Here is an 18,542-nt window from a genome sequence, read left to right as displayed (position 1 = left end):
CGCCTCATCCAACGTTCCGAAAAGTCCTACGCGCGCCGTTCAGCCCGGCGGTTTGCAGCCTTCGTCACCGCTTGGCTAAGCTCCCAGCCATGCCGCTTTCCAAGGAGAGGTAATGAAGAAGCTGTCGGTTGCCCTGCTGATCGCCCTGAGCGCCAGCGTCGCCTTTGCCAATCCGGGCAAGCCCTCGCCGCTCTCGGACCTGCAGGCCGCGCTGAAGACACTCAAGCCCGGCCAGTTCCTCTGGTACCCGGAGATCTCCCCGGCGGGCCCGGTGACCCTGGTGGTCAGCCTCACCGAGCAGCGCGCCTACGTGTACCGCAACGGCATCGCCATCGGCGTGGCCACGGTGAGCACCGGCAAGAAAGGCAAGGAAACCCCCACCGGCGTGTTCTCCATCCTGCAGAAGAAGGTCGAGTACCACTCCGACCTCTACAACAGCGCACCCATGCCCTACATGCAGCGCCTGACCTGGGACGGCATCGCCCTGCACGCCGGCAACCTGCCGGGCTACCCGGCCTCCCACGGCTGCATCCGCCTGCCCATGGCGTTCGCCAAGAAGCTCTACGAAGTCACCGGTTTCACCTCCACCACGGTGATCATCTCCGACGCCAAGAGCTCCCCCGTGGAGGTCTACCACCCCGGCCTGCTCGCGCCCATCGTCAGCGATGGCCGCCCCGCCGGCCCGCACGACGACAGCGGCATGGTGGTGCCCTTCTGGAGCGACCCGGGGGCGGAAAAAGGCCCGGTCTCCGTACTGGTCAGCCGTGCCGACCGCCGCCTCTACGTCTACCGCGGCGGCCTGCAGATCGGCACCGCACCGGTGGCTTTCGAACACCCGGAGGAAAAGACCGGCGTCGCCGCCTTCTCCCTGATGGAGAAACCCTCCCAGGCCGAGATCGACAGCGAAAACCCTAACCTGCGCTGGACCAGCGTGCAGGTCAGCGACCCGCAGCGTGGCCTTTCACCCGCCGAGCAACTGGGCAAGTTCAGCCTCGACCGCGAGTTCCTGCGCAACCTGCTGGCCAGCATGGACGTGGGCAGCACCCTGGTGATCACCGACCTGCCCTCCACCCGCGACATGCGCAGCAGCGACCCCGGCTTTACCGTGATCACCACCAACGACCGCAAGGCCGAACAGAAACCGGTGAAGAACCAATCGCTGGAATGAGCAGGGCCTGCGTAAGACAGATTCCGCCCCTCCGGATTTCCCCTACAACGCCCTCATCTTTCTATGGCATCCCGCGGATGCCTTCCTCGCTAATCTGTGGTCCTCACCAGCGGACAGACGGTCTCAAGCCAACCGTGCAAGCCGCCGAAGAATCTCGCAACACGAAGAGTCAAGGCGCCTGTCCGCGGTGAGATCTCTTCGGCGTCCTTCCCCCGACACCGGCGCTGAGCAGCAGTTTATCGCGCCGGAAAGTTCGTATTTACCGACGGGCGGAACCATACTTGATTAAAAAACAGACACATCACTGGTCAAAAATCGCGCACAATGCGGCGTTTCCCAGAAAAAACCATATCGATTCAACGGGAATGTTGTATTCATGCTGACTTTTTTGAAGTTACGGGGGTTCTTCCGGATTTCGCTCGCCAGTGCCGCGCTCTTCGCGATCGGTAGCTGGCAGGCCGTGTCCGCTGCCGCCCTGCCCAGCGCCGAGGAACTGCACCGCCTCGCGCCGGCTACCAACACCGAAACCCTGCGCCTGGCGCTCAGCGCATTGCAGTGCGCCAGCACCCAGTTGGGTGGCCAGAACCGCCTGCTGACGGTGATCGACTATTCCAAACCGTCCCGCGACAAGCGCCTCTGGGTCTTCGACCTGAAGCAGCGCAAGCTGCTCTTCGAGGAGTGGGTCGCGCACGGCAAGAAGAGTGGCGACGACATGGCCACCTCCTTCTCCAACCGCCCCGAGAGCTTCCAGTCCTCGATCGGCCTGTACCAGACCGGCCAGACCTACAACGGCAAGCACGGCCGCTCCCTGCGCCTGCTGGGCCTGGAGCCGGGCTTCAATGACAACAGCGAAGAGCGCGCCATCGTCATGCACGCCGCCGCCTACGCCGACCCCAAGGTCGTCCCCGGCCTCGGCCGCCTCGGCCGCAGCCTGGGCTGTCCCGCCGTGCGCCCGCAGGTAGCGCAGAAGCTGATCGACACGGTAAAGAACGGCAGCTACGTGTTCGCCTACTACCCGCAGCAGCGGTACCTGAAGACCTCGCAGTTCCTCGCCGGGCAGAGCTGCACCGTGGCCAGGAATCCGCAGATCAACCGCTACGCCACCAACCTCGCCAAGCGCTGATCGCAACCCGCAAACGCAAACGCAAACCGCCGGCATCAGCCGGCGGTTTGCGTTTCAGAGCCCTGTGCAGCCCAGCTAGGCCTTCACCCCGTCGAGAATTTCCAGAATCGCCCGCACGTCCACGGTATCCATCTGCTCCGGATTGAGGAAGCGCTCGCCGTACTCGCGGTACACACCCTGGCTGATGAACAGGCGGAACAGGTCGGCGTCGATGTGCTGGTCGCGGGCCATGAAGGCGAGGATCTTCAGCGATTCGGACAGCGTCTTCGGTGCCTTGTACGGGCGGTCCGCAGCGGTCAGCGCCTCGAAAATATCGGCTATCGCCATCACCCGCTCGGGGATGCTCATCTGCTCGCGGGAGAGTTTGCGCGGGTAGCCGGTGCCGTCCATTTTCTCATGGTGGTTGGCCGCGATGGTCGGCACGCGGCGCAGGTTGCGCGGCAGCGGCAGGGTAGTAAGCATCATCAGCGTCTGCACGATGTGCTCGTTGATCTTGAAGCGCTCCTCGTCGTTCAGCGTGCCGCGGCGGATGCCCAGGTTGTACAGCTCGCCATAGTTGCTCGCATAGGGCGGCAGGCGCATGTCGAAGCCCCAGATATTGCGCGGGTCGTCCTTCGTCACCGGTGGTTTGCGCTCGCCCCACATTACGCGGTGCTCGGCCTTGTCGGCGAGGAGGAACTCCTCGGCCGGCAGCGGTTGCGCCGGTCGCCCCTGCAGGCGCTCGGCCTCGTCGTGGGATATGCCCAGGCGGTCGTCGAAATAGCGCAGCCAGCGGCGCTCGCCGATCTGCCTGAGGCGTTCGATGTCCTCGTCCTTCATGAACTCACCGCCGACGTTGGCCTGGGCGACGAAGGCATAGTCGTCGCGCAGCGATTCGTGCAGTGCGTCGCGGCGGGCGGCGAGCAGGCCGATGTCGCTGCCTTCGGCGATGCCGCGCCAGTAGTCCAGTTCGATGTCGCGCCAGATCACCTCGAAGCGCGTGCGCACTTCGTGCAGGCGGTTGTACAGGGTCTCCAGCTTGGTCGCCTTGTCCACCACGTACTCGGGGCTGGTGATCTTGCCGCAGTCGTGCAGCCAGGCGGCGATCTGGAACTCGTAGCGCTCCGCATCGCTCATGGTGAAACCGGCGTACTCGCCATCGTGCGATTCGATGACCTTCTGCAGCAGCAGGTCGGCCAGTTGCGGCACGCGCTCGCAGTGGCCGCCGGTATAGGGGCTCTTGGCGTCGATGGCGTCGGCCAGCAGCTTGATGATCGCGTCCAGCAACCGCTGCTGGGCTTCGATCAGCTGGCGGGTCTCGATGGCCACGGCGGCGGCGCCGGATAGCTCTTCGACGAAGCGCTTGAACGGCTTGCGCGGCTGGCGGCTGTGGACGCCTTCCTGGGCCAGTTGCAGGACCAGGATGCCCAGCAGCTCGTCCGAACGGTTGCGCAGGGAAACCTCCAGGTACTGCCCGCGATTGGCCAGCGCAAGGTCTACCCGCTCGGCCAGCTCCGCCTCGGTGAAGCCTTCGATCAGCATGGATTGCGGGTACTGCTCACCGTTCACCGAGCAGGCCAGGCGCAGGCGGCACTCCTCGTCGTCGAGCAGGTAGACCGCGCCCCCCATCACACCCGTGGCTTCCACCAGACGCGAGAGCACGCCTTCGAGCATGCTCTCCAGGCGCGTTTCGCGGCTCAGGGTCAGGGTGATCGCCTGGAAGTTGTGGATGGTGCGCGACATGCTGCCCATCACGCTGCTCAAATCGCGAACCTCGGCGATCTTCGACTCCACGCCCACCGGCCGTGCGAAGTCGAAGGCCGCCAGCGCGCCGACCTGATCGGCCAATGCGGTCAGCGGGCGGGCGATGCGCCGGCCGATGTACCAGCCGATCAGCAGCAGGACCAGCAGCAGGGTGCCGCTCCACAAAGCCTGGTTGAACAGCAGCTGCCGTGCGCCGGCCAGCAACTCAACCGCGGGAATGGCGATCAGTACCTTCACCTCGTTGCTGGTGAAGTTCGACAGCGGCACCCAGATGCCGTACCAGTCATCACCATTCACCCGGTAAGACTGAGGCGTACCGGAGGGCACCTTCTCGGCGTTGAGCTCGCTCAGGGCCGGCACCTTCAACTCGGCCAGCGTGGCCAGGCGCAACTCCTTGCCCTCGTGGATCATCAGCCGGGCCAGGTCCGGGTAGGCGATCACCGTACCCTTGCCGTCGACCACCGCCAGTTCCGTATTGGCGGTCTGGCGCAGGTCGCCCATCTCGCCACCCAGGTCGTTGACCGAGGCATCCATGCCGATCACCGCAGCGCCGTCGACGCTGCGGTGTGCCAGGGTCAGGCCGATCTCGCGGGTGGTGAAGAACACGTAGGGCTGGGTCAGCACTGTCTTGCTGGTGAGGCGCGCCTCGTTGTACCAGGGCCGCTGACGGGGGTCGTAGTTGTAGTCGGGCCGTTCCTGCACACGCAGCAGGCGCAACTCGCTGTCATAGAAACGCCACTCGCCGAGCAGCCCGCCCTGACCATTGAGGGTCTGGCTCTGCACCAGGTACTTGGCTGCGTCCGGCGCTTGCAGGGTCTGCCGCACCTCCGGCACGCGCAGCGCGCGGATCAGCAGGAACTCACCGTTCGGGTAGCCGATGTACACCGCGCTCAGAGTGCGATTGGCGCGTAGGTTCTCCACCAGCATCGGCAGACGGTCGAGGCGCGCGGGCAGATTATCGGTCTGCGAGATGGGGTCGTGAGTCAGCAGGCGCAGCGCACTTTCCGCCGGGTCGATCAAGCGCCGGATACGTTCGTTGATGGTCGCCCCCAACTGGCTGGCCGACTCCCCGGCCGCCGTCACCAGCGCGCCTTCCACACCGCGATATCCCTGGATCAGCAACGCCCCCGCCAGCACCAGCATGCTGGCGATGATGGCTCCGGCCACCAGCAGTTGCAGCGGAATACCCCGTTCGAATGCCTTCATCCTTTACCAGCCTCTGTCCGTGGAGCTGTAGCGATAGCCGCTGTCGAGCAGTCCTTCCGCCTGTTGCTGCGGTGCATTCCTACGCATGATCCGGGCCAGGGTGCCATCCAGCCACAATGTCTCCATCAGGCGCATCCATTCGGCGCTTTGCGCCGGGGTGAAGCGCTTGCGCGAGAGCATCAGGTTGTGGGGGGTCGCCGGGCCCGGCATCACATCTATCACATGAAAGCGTTCCCGTTGACGACGATCGCTCACCGCGCCCTCGAGATTCATCTCGTGGCCGATCACCCCCTCCACGTCACCGTTGAGCAACGCGCTGAAACGGGCCGCGTCATCCTTGTATTCCACGACCCGGCCTTCGGCCCTGAGGATGCGCAACATGCCGTCGATGTAGGCGCCATGGCGGTAGCCGGCGATCACTCCCAGGCGCGCACCGGGCATGTCGTGGAAGGTATCCAGGCTGGTCATCTCGCCCAGGTCGTCGCGCACGATCAGCTTGTTGCGCATGTACAGATAGGGCAGCAGATAGGTGTAGCTGCGCCGCTGCGGCGTGGCGACGCCACTGGTGCCCATCTGCAGCTCGCCGCTCTCCAGCCTGCTCCATATCTCGTCGCGCGAGCGGACGGACGTCTCGAACTGGCAGCCAGTGCGCTTGCCCAGCTCGGCGATCAGGTCCGGATCGATGCCGGCATCATCATGGAAAAACACCACGTTGCGGGTGTAGGCGACAGAGATCGGCTGGTCGCAGCCGTAGCGATCCTCGGCCATGGCTTCCGCACACGGCCAGGCGGCCGGAGCCAGGACCAGCAGGGAGACGAACTGTCGGTGAAGTGCCATGGACCCGCTCCGCACGCGGTATCGGCCTCAGGGGGAGCACGGCAGGATCGCTCGTCTTCGGCAGGGGGCTTTACAGCTATCACAAGAGTGTAATCCGGCTTCACCAAAGCGCCGGACAATCGCGCAGAGAAATGTCATTTCGTCGGAATCCGCATCGCCGATGTGACTCAGGCGCCCAGTGGCGGTTGCGCCGCCTGAACGGTGCTGCTTAACTCTGGCTCAAGCGTGACCCATGAGTCACACGCTGCATCCAAGAGAGCTTTTCGCGGCGCGCAGTTCCCCAAGCCGCCCCTTCCCCGCCTGATCAAAAGTCCGAATCCGCGCCTGAAACGGTGCCGGAAATCGTGCCTATTGATGCTCCAACTAGTTGAAAATTAAGAGATTGTTAACTTTCGTCGAGTGACATGAAGCTGTCACGTCAAGACGCTTTCCTCTGCCTGGGTACCTTCTTCGCATCCGATGGTGGATGCGCACCATGACCTGCGTCTGGAGGAATACGACATGAGGCCGGAAACCGCCGTCGTCGAGATTCAGCAACATCGGGTACACACGGAGTTTCACGCCAACAGGGAAGCTCGCCAGACCATCATCCTGGTCAACGGCTCGCTGGCAACCACCGCCTCCTTCGCGCAAACGGTGAAATACCTGCAACCGCACTTCAACGTGGTGTGCTACGACCAGCCCTACGCCGGCCGGTCGAAGGCCCACAACGACTGCCGCGAGTTCATCACCAAGGAATACGAGGCGCAGCTGCTGCTTGGCCTGATCGAGCACTACCGCGCCGACGTGGTGATGTCCTTCTCCTGGGGCGGTGTCGCCACCCTGCTGGCCCTGGCCGAGCGCCCGGCGCGGATCCAGAAGGCCGTGATCAACTCCTTCTCGCCGCTGCTCAACGCCTCGATGCTCGACTACCTGCACCGCGGCCTGGACTACCTGTCCGCCTGCGACCGCACCAACATCGGCAACCTGGTCAACGACACCATCGGCCGCTACCTGCCGCAGTTGTTCAAGCGCTACAACTTCCGCCACGTCAGCGGCCTCGACGAGCACGAATACCAGCAGATGCACTTCCACATCTGCCAGGTGCTCAAGCTCAGCGCGGAAAGCTACATGGAGAAATTCGCGGCCATCGACATCCCGCTGCTGTTCATGAACGGCGAGCTGGACATCTACACCACCCCGGCCGAGGCGAAGCTGTTCCAGCAACTGATCCGCGACTGCGAATTCCGCACCATCCGCAACGCCGGCCACTTCATCGACGTGGAGCACAAGAAGGCCTGGCAGGATACCCAGGACGCCCTCCTGACCTTCCTCCAGCCCCAGCGCCACCCGGTCCTGGCCAACCCCTACCTGCCCAGCAGCCAGGGCGTACCCATCGCCGCCATGGTGGGCTGATGCAGCCAGCGCACACAGCCGGGGGCCGGCCCCAGACCTTCCGCCCCCGGTTTTTCATTGCGCAGATTTCGTAGCAGAAGCGGCACCACCCGCGCAGCTCGCCGGTCAAGGCTTCACTAAGCCCCGCCCTTCTGGTAAAAAGGCACCCCCAAGCGGGCGTCGTATAATGGCATTACCTGAGCTTCCCAAGCTCATGACGAGGGTTCGATTCCCTTCGCCCGCTCCATATCACACCCTGAAACCGCTCTATCTCGCGGGTTTCAGGGCGATCATGGTGGGGGTTCTGATTAGGTCAGTCACGAAATCAACCATTTCGAGGACTGCCCCATGTCACAGCGTACCGCTAACACCCCCCACATGATCTTCAGCCGCGACCGCGGCTTCCAGTACGTCCGTAGCCTCCCCAGGGCTCTCCTCACGGACTCTCGCCTTCCCAAACAGATCCGCTGGCCTCTCGGCCAGAACCATGAGATCGCGCGGGATATTGCGCGCCAACTCAATGAGGCATTCGACGATTTGCTGCAGTTGATCGCCCAGCGCCACCTCGGCGCCGATTACCTGCTGCAGTCACTCGGCCAGATGTATTTGCAACACCAGCGTGTGATGCAAGACATGCGCTTGCCTCTGGGAACCTTGATTACCCCCAACGCCCTGGCAAAGGAGTCTCTGGAGCTGGGTTATGAACGCTTGGCCGATCAAGAGGCTTTGGCCACCGTTCTCTTCGCCGACGCTCAGGGGAATTACACCTTCGCCTTGCTCAACAAAGGGTATGCGGAACGACTGGACATGTTGCCGTTCGATCGCTACGACATCGCCTTGGGAACCAGCGATCTCGCGGCAGCGCGCTGGAAAGCGGCGTTCTTGCTGGAGGCGCTGGAACGTCTCAAGCATTGGAAGCGCGATGGCTATATGCATGTGCTGCATCCGTTGCTTACTCGTACCTTGGCGTGGGAACAGTTTGTTCGCTTCGGCACTGGCGATGCCCTTGTTGCAACTCGGCTGGCACTGGCTTGCCGGTATAGCCGCCCTTCTGGCGCTCATTGCCTTGGCTCTCGGCCAGATACGCAGTAACTAACCGCGGAGATACAAACATGACTACCCAGCTTCCCGCATTGCGTGACAAGCACATCGTCATCCTTGGCGGCTCATCCGGCATCGGCCTAGAAGTGGCCCGGCAGGCTCTGACCGAGGGTGCCAGCGTGACCATCGCTTCAAGCAACCCATTGCGCCTTGAAAGTGCCCTGGCCCGACTTGGCAAAGGTGCCTGTGGCCGCTTGCTTGATCTCGCCGATCATCAAGCCATTGCGGCTTTCTTCACGGAAGTCGGGGCAATTGACCATCTGGTCTACAGTGCCGGCGACCGCTTGCTGTTGAGCCCGCTGGCCGAACTGGATTCAGTGAATGCCCGGCACGCCTTCGAACTGCGTTTCTGGTCGGCACTCGTGGCGATACGTCATGCCGTGAGGTGGATTCGTCCTAATGGGTCAATCGTGCTTTCGGGCGGTATCGCCGGCATCCGACCCAGTTCAGGTTGGAGCCTGGCCGCCAGCGTTTGCGGCGCCATCGACTCGCTCGTGAGGGCCCTGGCCTTAGAGCTAGCACCGTTACGCATCAACGCCGTGGCGCCCGGTCTGGTGCGTACCGAGTTGTGGCGCGACATGGGAGAGAGCGAACGGCAGGCGCTTTACCAAAGCGTTGCCGCTCGCCTGCCGGTCGGGCGAATAGGCGAAGTGGAGGACGTCGCCGCTGCCTACCTGTTCCTCATGCGCAGTGGCTGCGCCAATGGCCAATCGCTGGTGGTGGATGGCGGCAATGTGCTGGTGTGATGGCTCAGGCTTGTAGCGCCTCACCAATCGCGTGGTAATGCCCGCCCGCCACGTGATGCAGGCTGCGCAGGCTCGGGTCGAGCTGCGGTTGAGCAGACAGTGTTCCTTGAACTCCCAGCCAGCGCCGTCGAAACCAAGTAGGGCGGAAGTGTCTGCTTTTGGCCGATTGCAGCCCCTGGGCAAAGGCAGCTTCCGGCCAGAAACAGATATCGATCTCGATGAATAAACGATACCGCCCCATAGCAGCCGATAGCCGAAGCGCTCAATCGTATTATTAAGCCGTTGCGGCATGCTTGAATCTGGCGGTGAAACACCTTAATTCAAGTCGGTGGCAAATGGCCCCTATCCCCGGAGGGGTTAGAGCAGCGCTGGAGGAGCGCGCCCACATCCCGTGCGCTTACTCTTGAGATGCTGATCTGTTTTGAAAGGTGGTGTAGCGTCATCAAATGACGTTACAAAATTTGTCATTTGAGGTGCTGGACATGAACCCTTCGATTGAGTTGACGGCTGCGCCGGGGAAGCGCGAGCGGGAGGGCTATGAAGCTTTCTACCGTTTGGCGCATAGCCTGAGCGAGAAGTCCGAAGCGGATCGCATAGAGGCCATGACGGCGGGCTTCAATACGCAATGGCTGTTTGCGGTGCAGCGTGCCTTCGACGTCAACAAGATTGGCTTAGCCAGGCTGCTTGAGGTTTCGCCCTCAACGATCGACCGTACCGTTAAGGGGGGGAGCACGCTTGGTGTCGTGGCGTCAGAGCGCCTGGACAGGTTGGCGGAGGTCTCGTTGCTTGCCGAGTCGGTGTTCGAGGACAAGGGCGTGGCGACGCGCTGGATGTCGACACCTAACAGTGCCCTAGGGGGCTCAACACCGTTTCAGCGTTGCCTGACCGAACTCGGCGCCCGCCAGGTTCGGCGAATTCTGCATGCCATCGAATGGGGCGGTGTGGCCTGATGCGAGCTTGGCGGATCTGCAAGACATCGCGGGCAAATGACCTATGACACCAGGATGTTTACGCTGAAGAAGTGATGGGTTGCGAGTTCGTAGTTTGTCGTGGTGAGTGGCCGGATGCCTGATGCCGGAGTTCAAGAGCATCGCCAACTTCCCCAAGGACAACGGCAAAGCCATTCGTGGTGTCTGCCGGCAGTTCGTGGTGCAGTGCCTGCAGCTCGATTTGTTCTCCGAAGCGCTGGTGGTTATGGGATCGGGAGGACAGGCACCAGATGATCGTTGTTCTCCATAGTTTTTAACATGGGTATGGGGAGGGAGCTGTCTCCTATGAGAGGCAGCTATTGGCCGATTGCGGATCCAGGTTTGTCTTGCTAAGACGAACCAGGATCATGGTTAGCAGCTTATCCATTATCGGCTGCCCACGGTCGCCAGCATCAGACGCGCTCTTGCCGTAGCTCGATGACCACGGGGGAGAATGCCAATGTGAAACGATGATGAAAGCCGCATGTTTGGCCGCAACTAAAGACCCCCTTAATGCCAATCGCCGCCGTGTGTGTCACTCCGTGGTCTGACCGAACAATGCCTTTTGCCAGTGCTGCTCGCTGATAATCGCAAGCGGCGAACCACCCTCTCTCAACTCCACAGCTTTTTTGATTTTTGTGCCGTAGGTGCTGTGAAGCCATTGGTCGTTACCGATCTCACCCACTACCAGATAGTGAATTTTTTTGCTGATACCGGGAGCTATCTCTCCTCCCCGATCGAGCACCAACGCCTCGCAGTCCTTCCTAGGTCCGTAAGCCATAACGCCAGTGAATACGAACAGTCGCCCCGCCCACACCATCTCCGGTGCCGGGTAACTCAGAGGCAGCCCGTTTGGACGCACAAAACTGTTATCACTCGCCTTCGGCTTAGCTGCGGAGAGCCCTGCGAACGACCGGAGCATCTCGAGCAAGTCTTTAGACTCCTCAGCGTCCAACACGCCGTCAGCAAGCATGTCAGACAGCCGTCGATACAACAGGTTGATCACTGGATCGTCGAGATGAGCGAGGTTTGTCGCGATCCAATTTTGGAGGAATTCAGCCTCCATCTGATTAATGTGCCCATCAGCTGTAATTCCTGCGGCCAGCCCCACCAAAGCGTCCGCAGCTCTGCGGTCGATACGAGCCTCGTGATAGAAGCGGCTTCCCTCAAATTCCCGGTGCAAATCAACCATCAGATCCATCCTCATCTTCAGTGCTTCCAGGGCCTGCGAGCTTCGAAAGGTCAGCCGTGAAGATCACGGTCATTTCTGTCTTGGAGCAGACCAACCTCAGCTCCTAGGAAATGTCGAGATCGAGATCTTCTCCACGTAGCCCCTGCCATTCCGCCAAGTACCTGAACGAGCCGTACTTCTCGAGCTTCTTCAGGCGTTTTGCGACACCTCCTTTCCAACCAAGCGGGGGCAGCTCGCCCAGCAAACATTTAGCTGCGAGCTCCTCTTCAGCAACGGCTCGACGTCGACCAATCTCCCAGCAGTGGATCAAGCCCTTGTCTTCCTGTAACCAGGCTTCTTCACGCGTTAGATTGGGACGTAAAGGCTCTTCTATCGATCGTTTGAGCGGTTTCATCTGCAGACCATCCTTGTTGCGTTATTGGGGCTAACAGGTTCGCTACTCGCTTTCTTGCCCCAGTCTCGCAGCGACCTTCCGAGCGCTTTCAACATCGAGATAGGTTGAGGCGTATGAAGCGGCGAGCAGCTCTGGAGGAAGCACCCAGTCCCATTTCTCGCACATCATGTTTTGCACGTCAGATAGCAGCTCCGGGAACGGCGGAACAGGTGCCTCAGCTATGAGGCGCAACGCCTCTTGGACACGCCCCACACTGCCATCAACCTCAAGCACCAGCCCTGCTCTCTCGCATTTCAAACCTTGCCGTTCGAGCAGTATTGCCAGGGCGTCATTCGTCCAATCGCCGTGCCAAGTAAACACCGCGGTTTCGGCGCCAGCATCAACCAGTCCACGACTCGCAAGTCCAAGATCACTGAAGTAACAGCGCGCCTCGCCCAAAAGGAGCTGTCCCGTCGTATCCACGAACGGACAGGGAGCTTCTTCGCTTAGGAGTTGCCTCATCTCTTGGCGAACATGGTCGTGAACGCGCGCTCCGATACCGTCAAATACGGGAGGGGCGCCTCCTGGTGATGGCCGTACAACTACCACTTTTGCGTTTGCGTCGACATCCGTCACTTGCCACCTGCGTCCCGCAAAAATAATGCGTTGCTCAACAGTCAGCGGACGGGAGACAGGTAAAGACCCAAGCGCCTTACCGTCGCAGATGAGCCGGAACTCCTCATCGCTGATAAAGGCACTGTAGAAGTCATAGTGATTGATGAACCGCTCTCCTGACTCTCCAGGTAGGAGCAGGCCAGAGGACTCTTGGACGACGAGATCGTGTTCACCCATGGCCCGCAGCAGCATCAGGAAGTCGGGCTGAGCTACCGTCGAGAATGGCCCTGTAGCGACGAGGCTGCGCCAGAGTTCACCTGCTGTTGCCCCTCCGCGTTGAGCAATGATCGACAGGATCTGCTGAACGAGAGTCGAGTAATGGCAGCCCTGCACTTTGGGAGGCTCAAACCAGTTAGCCATGAGCAGACGTATCATCGCGACGCTCTGCACTAGCCCCTGACGCAACCGATCAGACAGTGACGAGTCATCGCTCAATGAGCGCTCTTTGCAGTAGCTACGAAGGATGGCTGACTCGCCCTGCCGACGCCCTGAGCGGCCTAGCCGCTGACGCAGGCTTGCCACGCTCGGTGGCGATCCAATTTGCCCGACAGTGCGAATGCTCCCGATATCAATACCCAGCTCAAGGGTCGTGGTGCATACCGCCGTTGCCGGGAGATTGCCAGCTTTCAGGGCCTTCTCGGTCTCCTCTCGGACATCCTTGGAGAGGTTGCCGTGGTGGGGCCAAAACTCGTTCGGAACCCCGTCTCTTTCGCACAACCGACGCAACTGGTCGGCGTACCACTCAACGTTTCCGCGGCTGTTGGGGAAGACGAGATTGTTACTCCCTCGAAGCACTTGGTACAGGTGCGCAGCGATCGCCTGCCCTACGCCCGAGACATCGTCCTGCTGTGTCTCTTCACTATTTGCTGTCTCTTGCTGCGAGAGCGCCTCAACGTACCCTCTGACCTGAACTTTAAGTACCTGCCCAGAAGTCTTTGATTCGATGATCTCAACGCCCTGCTCTTTTCCAGGGCGCAGGAAAGAAGATGCCAACGCCATGTCGCCCAACGTTGCCGAGAGCCCCACTCGGGGCACGGTTCGCTCCACAACCAGTTCAACCCTATGGAGCAGCGACTGAAGCTGCTTACCTCGCTCGCTTCCGATAAATGCATGCAGCTCATCAACGACTAGATACCGCAGGTTGGCGAAAACGCCTGCGAGACCCGTCCCTCGATTCACAAACATCGCCTCGAGCGATTCGGGCGTGATCAAGAGGACGCCGCGAGGAGACTTCAAGAAGCGTTGCTTACGACTCGCAGAGATGTCGCCGTGCCAGGCAATGACAGGGATATCCAGCTCTTGGCAGAGGGCCTCAAGCCGGCCCCATTGATCGTTGATCAGCGCTTTCAAAGGACTGACGTAGATAACAGAGCCTGCAGGGTCATCATGCTTCAGCAGGTTCGTGAGGATCGGAAGGAACGCTGCTTCGGTTTTACCTGCCGCAGTCGAAGCCGCAATGATCACATCGCGATCAGCGTCCAGAAGCGCAGGAATAGCTCGCTCCTGCGCATCTCGCAGTGACGTCCACCCCTCTCGCCAGACCCAACGTTGAATCGCTGGATCTAGCAGACCGAAGCCAGCAGAGTCAGAGTTTGAAGGTGGCAAGCTCATCGTCGGGATCTACCTGCGTGTCAGCTGCACCGCCCTCGTCAGTAGCTACCTCGATCGCACCGAGGAGACTCCTCCAATCCGCGCCTGGGTTTTGTTCCAGTACCGCAAGAAGGTTGATGAAGGCTGTGATCGTCGTCCGCGGCGTACGGAAGTAAGCGTCACCGAGCCGCTGATTGCAGTGAGCCATGAACGCGGGCAGAGCCTCGTCAGGCAGCAGATATCGCGACTGCTCACCGCCAGCGTAAACATGCCGCAACTTCTGCAGCAGAACGTAGAAATCCTCTGGCGACAGACTGGCCAGCCGGATGACTGGCCCGGACAGGTCGACCAGGCCGGATTTCGCGAAAGAGTTCTCGGCTAGGCGCGACTGCAGCGCAGGATAGCTGTAGAGCCCGCGCCGGGTATCCATCAGGAACTCTGGCGTGCCGCCAAGCACGAACCCAAGACCTTCTGCAGCGCCCTGGAGGGAGTCATTCAGGATCCGCAGGATCTGCTCGTAGTTGGCGTTTCGCGCCTGCGTATTCGAGAGCTTGTACAGGTTCACAAGCTCATCCAGGCAAACCATCAAGCCGCTAAATCCCGCGAGCCTCACAAAGCGCGAAAGGAGCTTGAGCTGATCATAAACGGATGCGTCATCGATGATCGTGCGAACGCCGAGGGCAGCCCGGGCATCTGTTTTCGTGGTGAACTCACCGCGCAGCCAACGAATGGCATCGGCTTTAAGTTGCTCGTTCCCTTCTTCAAAGCCTCTGCAGTAAGCCGCGATCACATCGGCAAAATCGTAGCCATTTACCATTTCGGTGAGCTCGTCGAGATGCGCGCGAATGACCTCTTCGCTGCTCTTTCCTGAGCTCTTCGCCTCTGTCTTTGCCTGAGCGATGAACTTCTCCACGATGCCCTGCAGTGCACCACCGTCGGGTTTGGTGCGCGTGGACATGTTCTTGGCGAGCTCGGCGTAGAGCGAACGCGCCTGGCCTCCAGTGGCGTGCAGACGCCGATCAGGGTTGAGATCCGCGTGCATCGTCACGAGCTTCCGCTCCATCGCAATGGCGCGAACCAGGTTCAGGAAGAACGTCTTACCTGCACCGTACTCCCCTATTACGACTCTGAAGGCAGAGCCCCCATCCGATAGTCGTTCGACGTCGCGGATCAGCGATTCAAGCTCACCGACACGCCCTACCTGGATGAGATGCTGGCCGACGCGGGGAACCACGCCAGCACGAAGAGACTGAATGACTGCGTCACGATCTTTAGCTCTGATGGTGCTCATACAGTTAGCTTTTCCCTGATCTCTGAGTTGATCTCGACAGGCTCCTCACCTTCCGTGAGCGGCATGTCAAACAAGTCGAATGCTGCGTCGTTGACGTGCTCTAAAGCACCATCAAGCATCAGCTCCATGTCCGCGGCCGCGGCTTCAAGTTCGTCTCGACTCCACTCGCTGCGCGAGACAAGCAAGCGAAGGAATGCAGAGTGCTCGGCGTCGAGGTTCCAAAGACTTGTATCGCCCGAAGACTCCTCCTCCACCGTAGGTTCCTCGGGCTCGACAACTTGCTCCTCGACGAACACCTGAGCGAGGAGCTTGGAGACTTGCTCCGTCTCCCTCTGCAGTGCAGCAATTCGATCCTGGTCGAGAACAAAACCACCTCCTGCTGTCGGCGCCGGCTCAACTGCTTGAGGCGACGGTGCAGTAGACGGAGTGCTACCAGGCTGGCTGCTTGCTGCGATATGCAAGTCGCTATAGAGCAACTGGGCATCTAGCTGCAGAGATTTATAGACACGCTCTAGCAGCTTCACTTCCGCCGGACTCACTTCCCCATCGGCCTGAGCAAGGTGCGCTAGGAAAGCAACAATCGCTCGTTTCGCCGACGTGTCTAAAGGATCCAGGCGTTTCTTGAGGCTCTGCAGAGTCGGCGGCTGATTCAATTGGAGGCGCAGGTGCGCTTTCAGACGCTTGCGATGAGCGCTGCTCAAGTGGCTCCAGGAATCGATGTGGCGCGAGAGCAGCATGATCTCTTGAGGCGATGTCTCGCCATCAGCGGCGGCAACAGCACAGGCAAGATCAAGGGTTACCGATGCGGCACCGTACGCAGGAGATGATCGCAGGTCACCGTCCTCAGGCTGCGTAGCAAACAGCGCAATCGAGTCTTCTGACTTGGGAATTCGGCTCCCCACGAGAACGTCGGGTTGTAGGCCTATGTGCAGAGACTCAAGCGCCCGCGCAAACGCTAAGACTTTGTCCCTTGAAAGCGCGCCTGCGCTCTTGAGACGGCCAGACAACTCACCAAAACTCATGACGAGCAGTCCATCACCGATCCGTTCCTTCAGCGACTCAAGCTCAGCACGGGAGGTCTCCGGCCACAGTGCAATCGGAAGCTGAAGCACGCCCTCCAGCGCATCAGGATAGTCGGGATTTCGCCCCAGGTACCGACTGTACGAATCCAGTTCCGCCGTGCACTCATCAGTGATCTTCTGCAGCTTATTTCGAGGGCCACTCACCGCAGTCACGTCGGGAAGATTTTCGGTACCGGGAACCTTCAGCGGCTGCAAAGTGCCGGACGCGGGCCGGTACTCGACTTTCACTCGAGTCTTGTTCTGAGGCAGAACGATCCCAGCACCGTGGGCCTCCTCGTACCTCATCTTGAACAGCTTGGCGAACTCCGACTGGCAACGAGTAGCAGGTGTGCGTAGGCCAATGTTGACGTCAGAGAGCACCCAAGCGAGAGCCCATTCTGCCGGCACTGGCTGCTTATCCATCGCCAGCTGGCCTAGCCCCACTCGGAGCTCCATCGCCATGTCGTAAGACGACCGATCTACCTCCGGAGGCTTCTCCAGGTAACGCTTCTCTCGGAAGCCTTCTGTCGTCAGGAACTCCAAGAACCTTCGGGCATACCCCTGGAACGAGTAGTTGTCCTGATAGATGGCCCGTAGCCGTTCAACTTCAGCAATGATTGCCGGTATTTCTGCTGCGGCTTCCGGATCGCTTTTCGCATCAACGAAGGCGCGCCGCTCCAGCCCATAGAAGAAGATGAACACGTAGCCAATGTTCGCGTGTGGCGCCTTCCTACCACTGGACAGCCACTGCAGATATGCGCGCCTCGCCTCGGGCGAAAGGCTGTCGTACCTCGGCCAGTAATAGGTCAGGCGCTCGGCGATATCGACGATTCGACGCGCTACAGGAAGGCTTGGATCGATCATCGACGGCTCGGTCTCGCCGTACGACAGCCCCGTGGTAGTTCCCAGGTAGAACATCCCTCCAGGAATCTTCTCACCCGCAATTTCCATCGCTTCGCCTGCCGGCACCCAATGGGGCTCTATGTCCTCAATCTCTGCTGGACGATCAGGAATCTGGTACGACGACGGCTTGCTGGACCCAATCGATATCGTGAAGAAGTGCGATAGGTCTTTCTCCGGCGGCGGTGGCGGATCAAACCGTGCGGACGTTGAAGCAGCCCGAACGTTAGGTCGAGGCGTCACAGTGTTCGGAGTTTCACGCTTGCTAATCTCACTCCGAGGAATTTCGGCCGCCTGACCTAGGGAAGTTGCAGCAACTGGTGTATCGGTTTTGATTGGGCTGGTGGCGAGCTGAGGCTGGGCTTTCTCGGCCGGCGCCGGCGAACTAACCCGTACTGGTACAGAAGCAGCTTGAACGACACCAGGAGGCGCCTCAGAAATGGTGTCGTCAACCTTTTGGGATCCGTTTTTAGTGCTCTCGGCTACTGCAGCTTGCGGAGTCTCAGGAGCAGGCTCCGGCTCATCAAGCGACAGATTGAAAAACGCCGAAAGGTCAATTTCAGTACGAGGAGCTACTTGCGCCTTCTTAACTGCAGGGGTTGGCTTCGTGACACGAGGGTCTGCAGCAACCGGAGTAGCAGGCTTAGTTGGCTTGGCAGACTTGGAAGGCCTCGCAAGCTTTGCGGGCTTAGTGGGCGCAACCTGATCAACCTTGGCTTTAGGCGCGCGACTAGCGAGAGGCTTCGAGTCAGCGACAAGCTTGGCAATTAGCCAAATGATTCCCCCAAATACCAGCGCGATGCCGATGAGAAACCATACGGTCTTGGGAATCGATGCAATGATCACGACGAAGACGGCGGCTAAAACTAAACCGCCAGAGACGTTCGTCTTCTTCCCTCTGCGCTTCCTTGCCATGAGCCCTAACCCATCCTAGATCCGATACTGGCAGATCGTCAGTATCGGCAATTTGAACTCAGTCGCCAACCATCAGGAGACGCCCGGCAAATTGATCTTGATCGCTTATGAAACGAGCCGAATAGGACCGGCTTGGGAGGCTTTCGGAGATATCAACACGACATCCTCGTCTTGGCCCTCTCCATCGGGTCGCGGCCTTCAATCGGGGAGCGCCGCGACTGATCGGTGGGCATAGCCACAAGGATTGGCTACCTACGTTGCACGCGATGATGTCAATAT

The 18,542-nt window shown here is 60.3% G+C and carries 12 protein-coding genes, 1 tRNA gene and 2 pseudogenes; 8 read left to right on the top strand and 7 right to left on the bottom strand.

All coding sequences use genetic code 11. The features are described from left to right. Positions 1-112: 112 nt before the first annotated feature. Positions 113-1,168: a L,D-transpeptidase gene (locus tag J2T47_RS28500; protein WP_253454035.1), complete on the top strand. Its 1,056-nt coding sequence runs from the start codon at positions 113-115 to the stop codon at positions 1,166-1,168. Positions 1,169-1,544: 376 nt separating this feature from the next. Further along, a complete protein-coding gene (locus tag J2T47_RS28495; protein ID WP_253454034.1) occupies positions 1,545-2,291 on the top strand; it encodes a murein L,D-transpeptidase catalytic domain family protein in 747 nt (248 codons plus the stop codon). A 75-nt stretch (positions 2,292-2,366) separates the two neighbouring features. Here the strand turns inward: J2T47_RS28495 and J2T47_RS28490 are convergent, their stop codons facing one another. Continuing rightward, positions 2,367-5,240 carry an HD domain-containing phosphohydrolase gene (locus J2T47_RS28490; RefSeq protein ID WP_253454032.1) on the bottom strand — a complete coding sequence of 958 codons (2,874 nt, stop codon included), beginning with the start codon at positions 5,238-5,240 and terminating at the stop codon, positions 2,367-2,369. A 3-nt stretch (positions 5,241-5,243) separates the two neighbouring features. Beyond that, on the bottom strand, positions 5,244-6,077 hold the full coding sequence (locus tag J2T47_RS28485) for a substrate-binding periplasmic protein (protein ID WP_253454030.1): 834 nt from the start codon (positions 6,075-6,077) through the stop codon (positions 5,244-5,246). 501 nt (positions 6,078-6,578) lie between these two features. Between J2T47_RS28485 and J2T47_RS28480 the strand changes: the two genes are divergently transcribed. The 6 genes and pseudogenes from J2T47_RS28480 to J2T47_RS28455 all read left to right on the top strand — a co-directional run. Beyond that, on the top strand, positions 6,579-7,472 hold the full coding sequence (locus J2T47_RS28480; RefSeq protein ID WP_253454028.1) for an alpha/beta fold hydrolase: 894 nt from the start codon (positions 6,579-6,581) through the stop codon (positions 7,470-7,472). 152 nt (positions 7,473-7,624) lie between these two features. Beyond that, positions 7,625-7,698 (top strand) — tRNA-Gly (locus J2T47_RS28475). 101 nt (positions 7,699-7,799) lie between these two features. Continuing rightward, a complete protein-coding gene (locus J2T47_RS28470; RefSeq protein WP_253454026.1) occupies positions 7,800-8,543 on the top strand; it encodes a hypothetical protein in 744 nt (247 codons plus the stop codon). Positions 8,544-8,563: 20 nt separating this feature from the next. Further along, positions 8,564-9,298: an SDR family oxidoreductase gene (locus J2T47_RS28465; protein WP_253454024.1), complete on the top strand. Its 735-nt coding sequence runs from the start codon at positions 8,564-8,566 to the stop codon at positions 9,296-9,298. A gap of 482 nt (positions 9,299-9,780) precedes the next feature. Next, a complete protein-coding gene (locus J2T47_RS28460; RefSeq protein WP_253454021.1) occupies positions 9,781-10,248 on the top strand; it encodes an antitoxin Xre/MbcA/ParS toxin-binding domain-containing protein in 468 nt (155 codons plus the stop codon). 106 nt (positions 10,249-10,354) lie between these two features. After that, positions 10,355-10,525: pseudogene (locus tag J2T47_RS28455) on the top strand (IS5/IS1182 family transposase); the annotation flags it as partial. Positions 10,526-10,801: 276 nt separating this feature from the next. Here the strand turns inward: J2T47_RS28455 and J2T47_RS28450 are convergent. The 5 genes and pseudogenes from J2T47_RS28450 to J2T47_RS28430 form a co-directional block, all read right to left on the bottom strand. Further along, a complete protein-coding gene (locus tag J2T47_RS28450; protein WP_253454019.1) occupies positions 10,802-11,458 on the bottom strand; it encodes a BRCT domain-containing protein in 657 nt (218 codons plus the stop codon). Further along, a pseudogene (locus tag J2T47_RS28445) lies at positions 11,451-11,852 on the bottom strand (hypothetical protein). The gene J2T47_RS28450 and the pseudogene J2T47_RS28445 overlap by 8 nt, the downstream one beginning before the upstream one ends. A gap of 42 nt (positions 11,853-11,894) precedes the next feature. Beyond that, positions 11,895-14,117, bottom strand: a complete 2,223-nt coding sequence (locus J2T47_RS28440; protein WP_253454017.1) for a DEAD/DEAH box helicase — start codon at positions 14,115-14,117, stop codon at positions 11,895-11,897. Continuing rightward, positions 14,092-15,387 carry an ATP-binding protein gene (locus J2T47_RS28435; RefSeq protein ID WP_253454015.1) on the bottom strand — a complete coding sequence of 432 codons (1,296 nt, stop codon included), beginning with the start codon at positions 15,385-15,387 and terminating at the stop codon, positions 14,092-14,094. Before J2T47_RS28435 ends, J2T47_RS28440 begins: the two co-directional genes overlap by 26 nt. After that, positions 15,384-17,789 (bottom strand): TerB N-terminal domain-containing protein, encoded by a 2,406-nt coding sequence (locus J2T47_RS28430; RefSeq protein WP_437181024.1) that lies wholly within the window; start codon positions 17,787-17,789, stop codon positions 15,384-15,386. The genes J2T47_RS28435 and J2T47_RS28430 overlap by 4 nt, the downstream gene beginning before the upstream one ends. Between the last annotated feature and the right edge of the window lie 753 nt (positions 17,790-18,542).

Origin of the sequence: Pseudomonas nitroreducens (assembly GCF_024170165.1) — a bacterium.
In the GTDB taxonomy this organism is placed as follows: domain Bacteria; phylum Pseudomonadota; class Gammaproteobacteria; order Pseudomonadales; family Pseudomonadaceae; genus Pseudomonas; species Pseudomonas nitroreducens_C.
This window is presented reverse-complemented; position numbering and strand designations above follow the sequence as displayed.

Coding starts and splice junctions, on each gene's coding strand:
- J2T47_RS28460 (WP_253454021.1), top strand. CDS start 9,781: ATGAACCCTTCGATTGAGTTGACGGCTGCGCCGGGGAAGCGCGAGCGG.
- J2T47_RS28485 (WP_253454030.1), bottom strand. CDS start 6,077: ATGGCACTTCACCGACAGTTCGTCTCCCTGCTGGTCCTGGCTCCGGCC.
- J2T47_RS28495 (WP_253454034.1), top strand. CDS start 1,545: ATGCTGACTTTTTTGAAGTTACGGGGGTTCTTCCGGATTTCGCTCGCC.
- J2T47_RS28500 (WP_253454035.1), top strand. CDS start 113: ATGAAGAAGCTGTCGGTTGCCCTGCTGATCGCCCTGAGCGCCAGCGTC.
- J2T47_RS28470 (WP_253454026.1), top strand. CDS start 7,800: ATGTCACAGCGTACCGCTAACACCCCCCACATGATCTTCAGCCGCGAC.
- J2T47_RS28490 (WP_253454032.1), bottom strand. CDS start 5,240: ATGAAGGCATTCGAACGGGGTATTCCGCTGCAACTGCTGGTGGCCGGA.
- J2T47_RS28465 (WP_253454024.1), top strand. CDS start 8,564: ATGACTACCCAGCTTCCCGCATTGCGTGACAAGCACATCGTCATCCTT.
- J2T47_RS28480 (WP_253454028.1), top strand. CDS start 6,579: ATGAGGCCGGAAACCGCCGTCGTCGAGATTCAGCAACATCGGGTACAC.
- J2T47_RS28450 (WP_253454019.1), bottom strand. CDS start 11,458: ATGGTTGATTTGCACCGGGAATTTGAGGGAAGCCGCTTCTATCACGAG.
- J2T47_RS28435 (WP_253454015.1), bottom strand. CDS start 15,387: ATGAGCACCATCAGAGCTAAAGATCGTGACGCAGTCATTCAGTCTCTT.
- J2T47_RS28440 (WP_253454017.1), bottom strand. CDS start 14,117: ATGAGCTTGCCACCTTCAAACTCTGACTCTGCTGGCTTCGGTCTGCTA.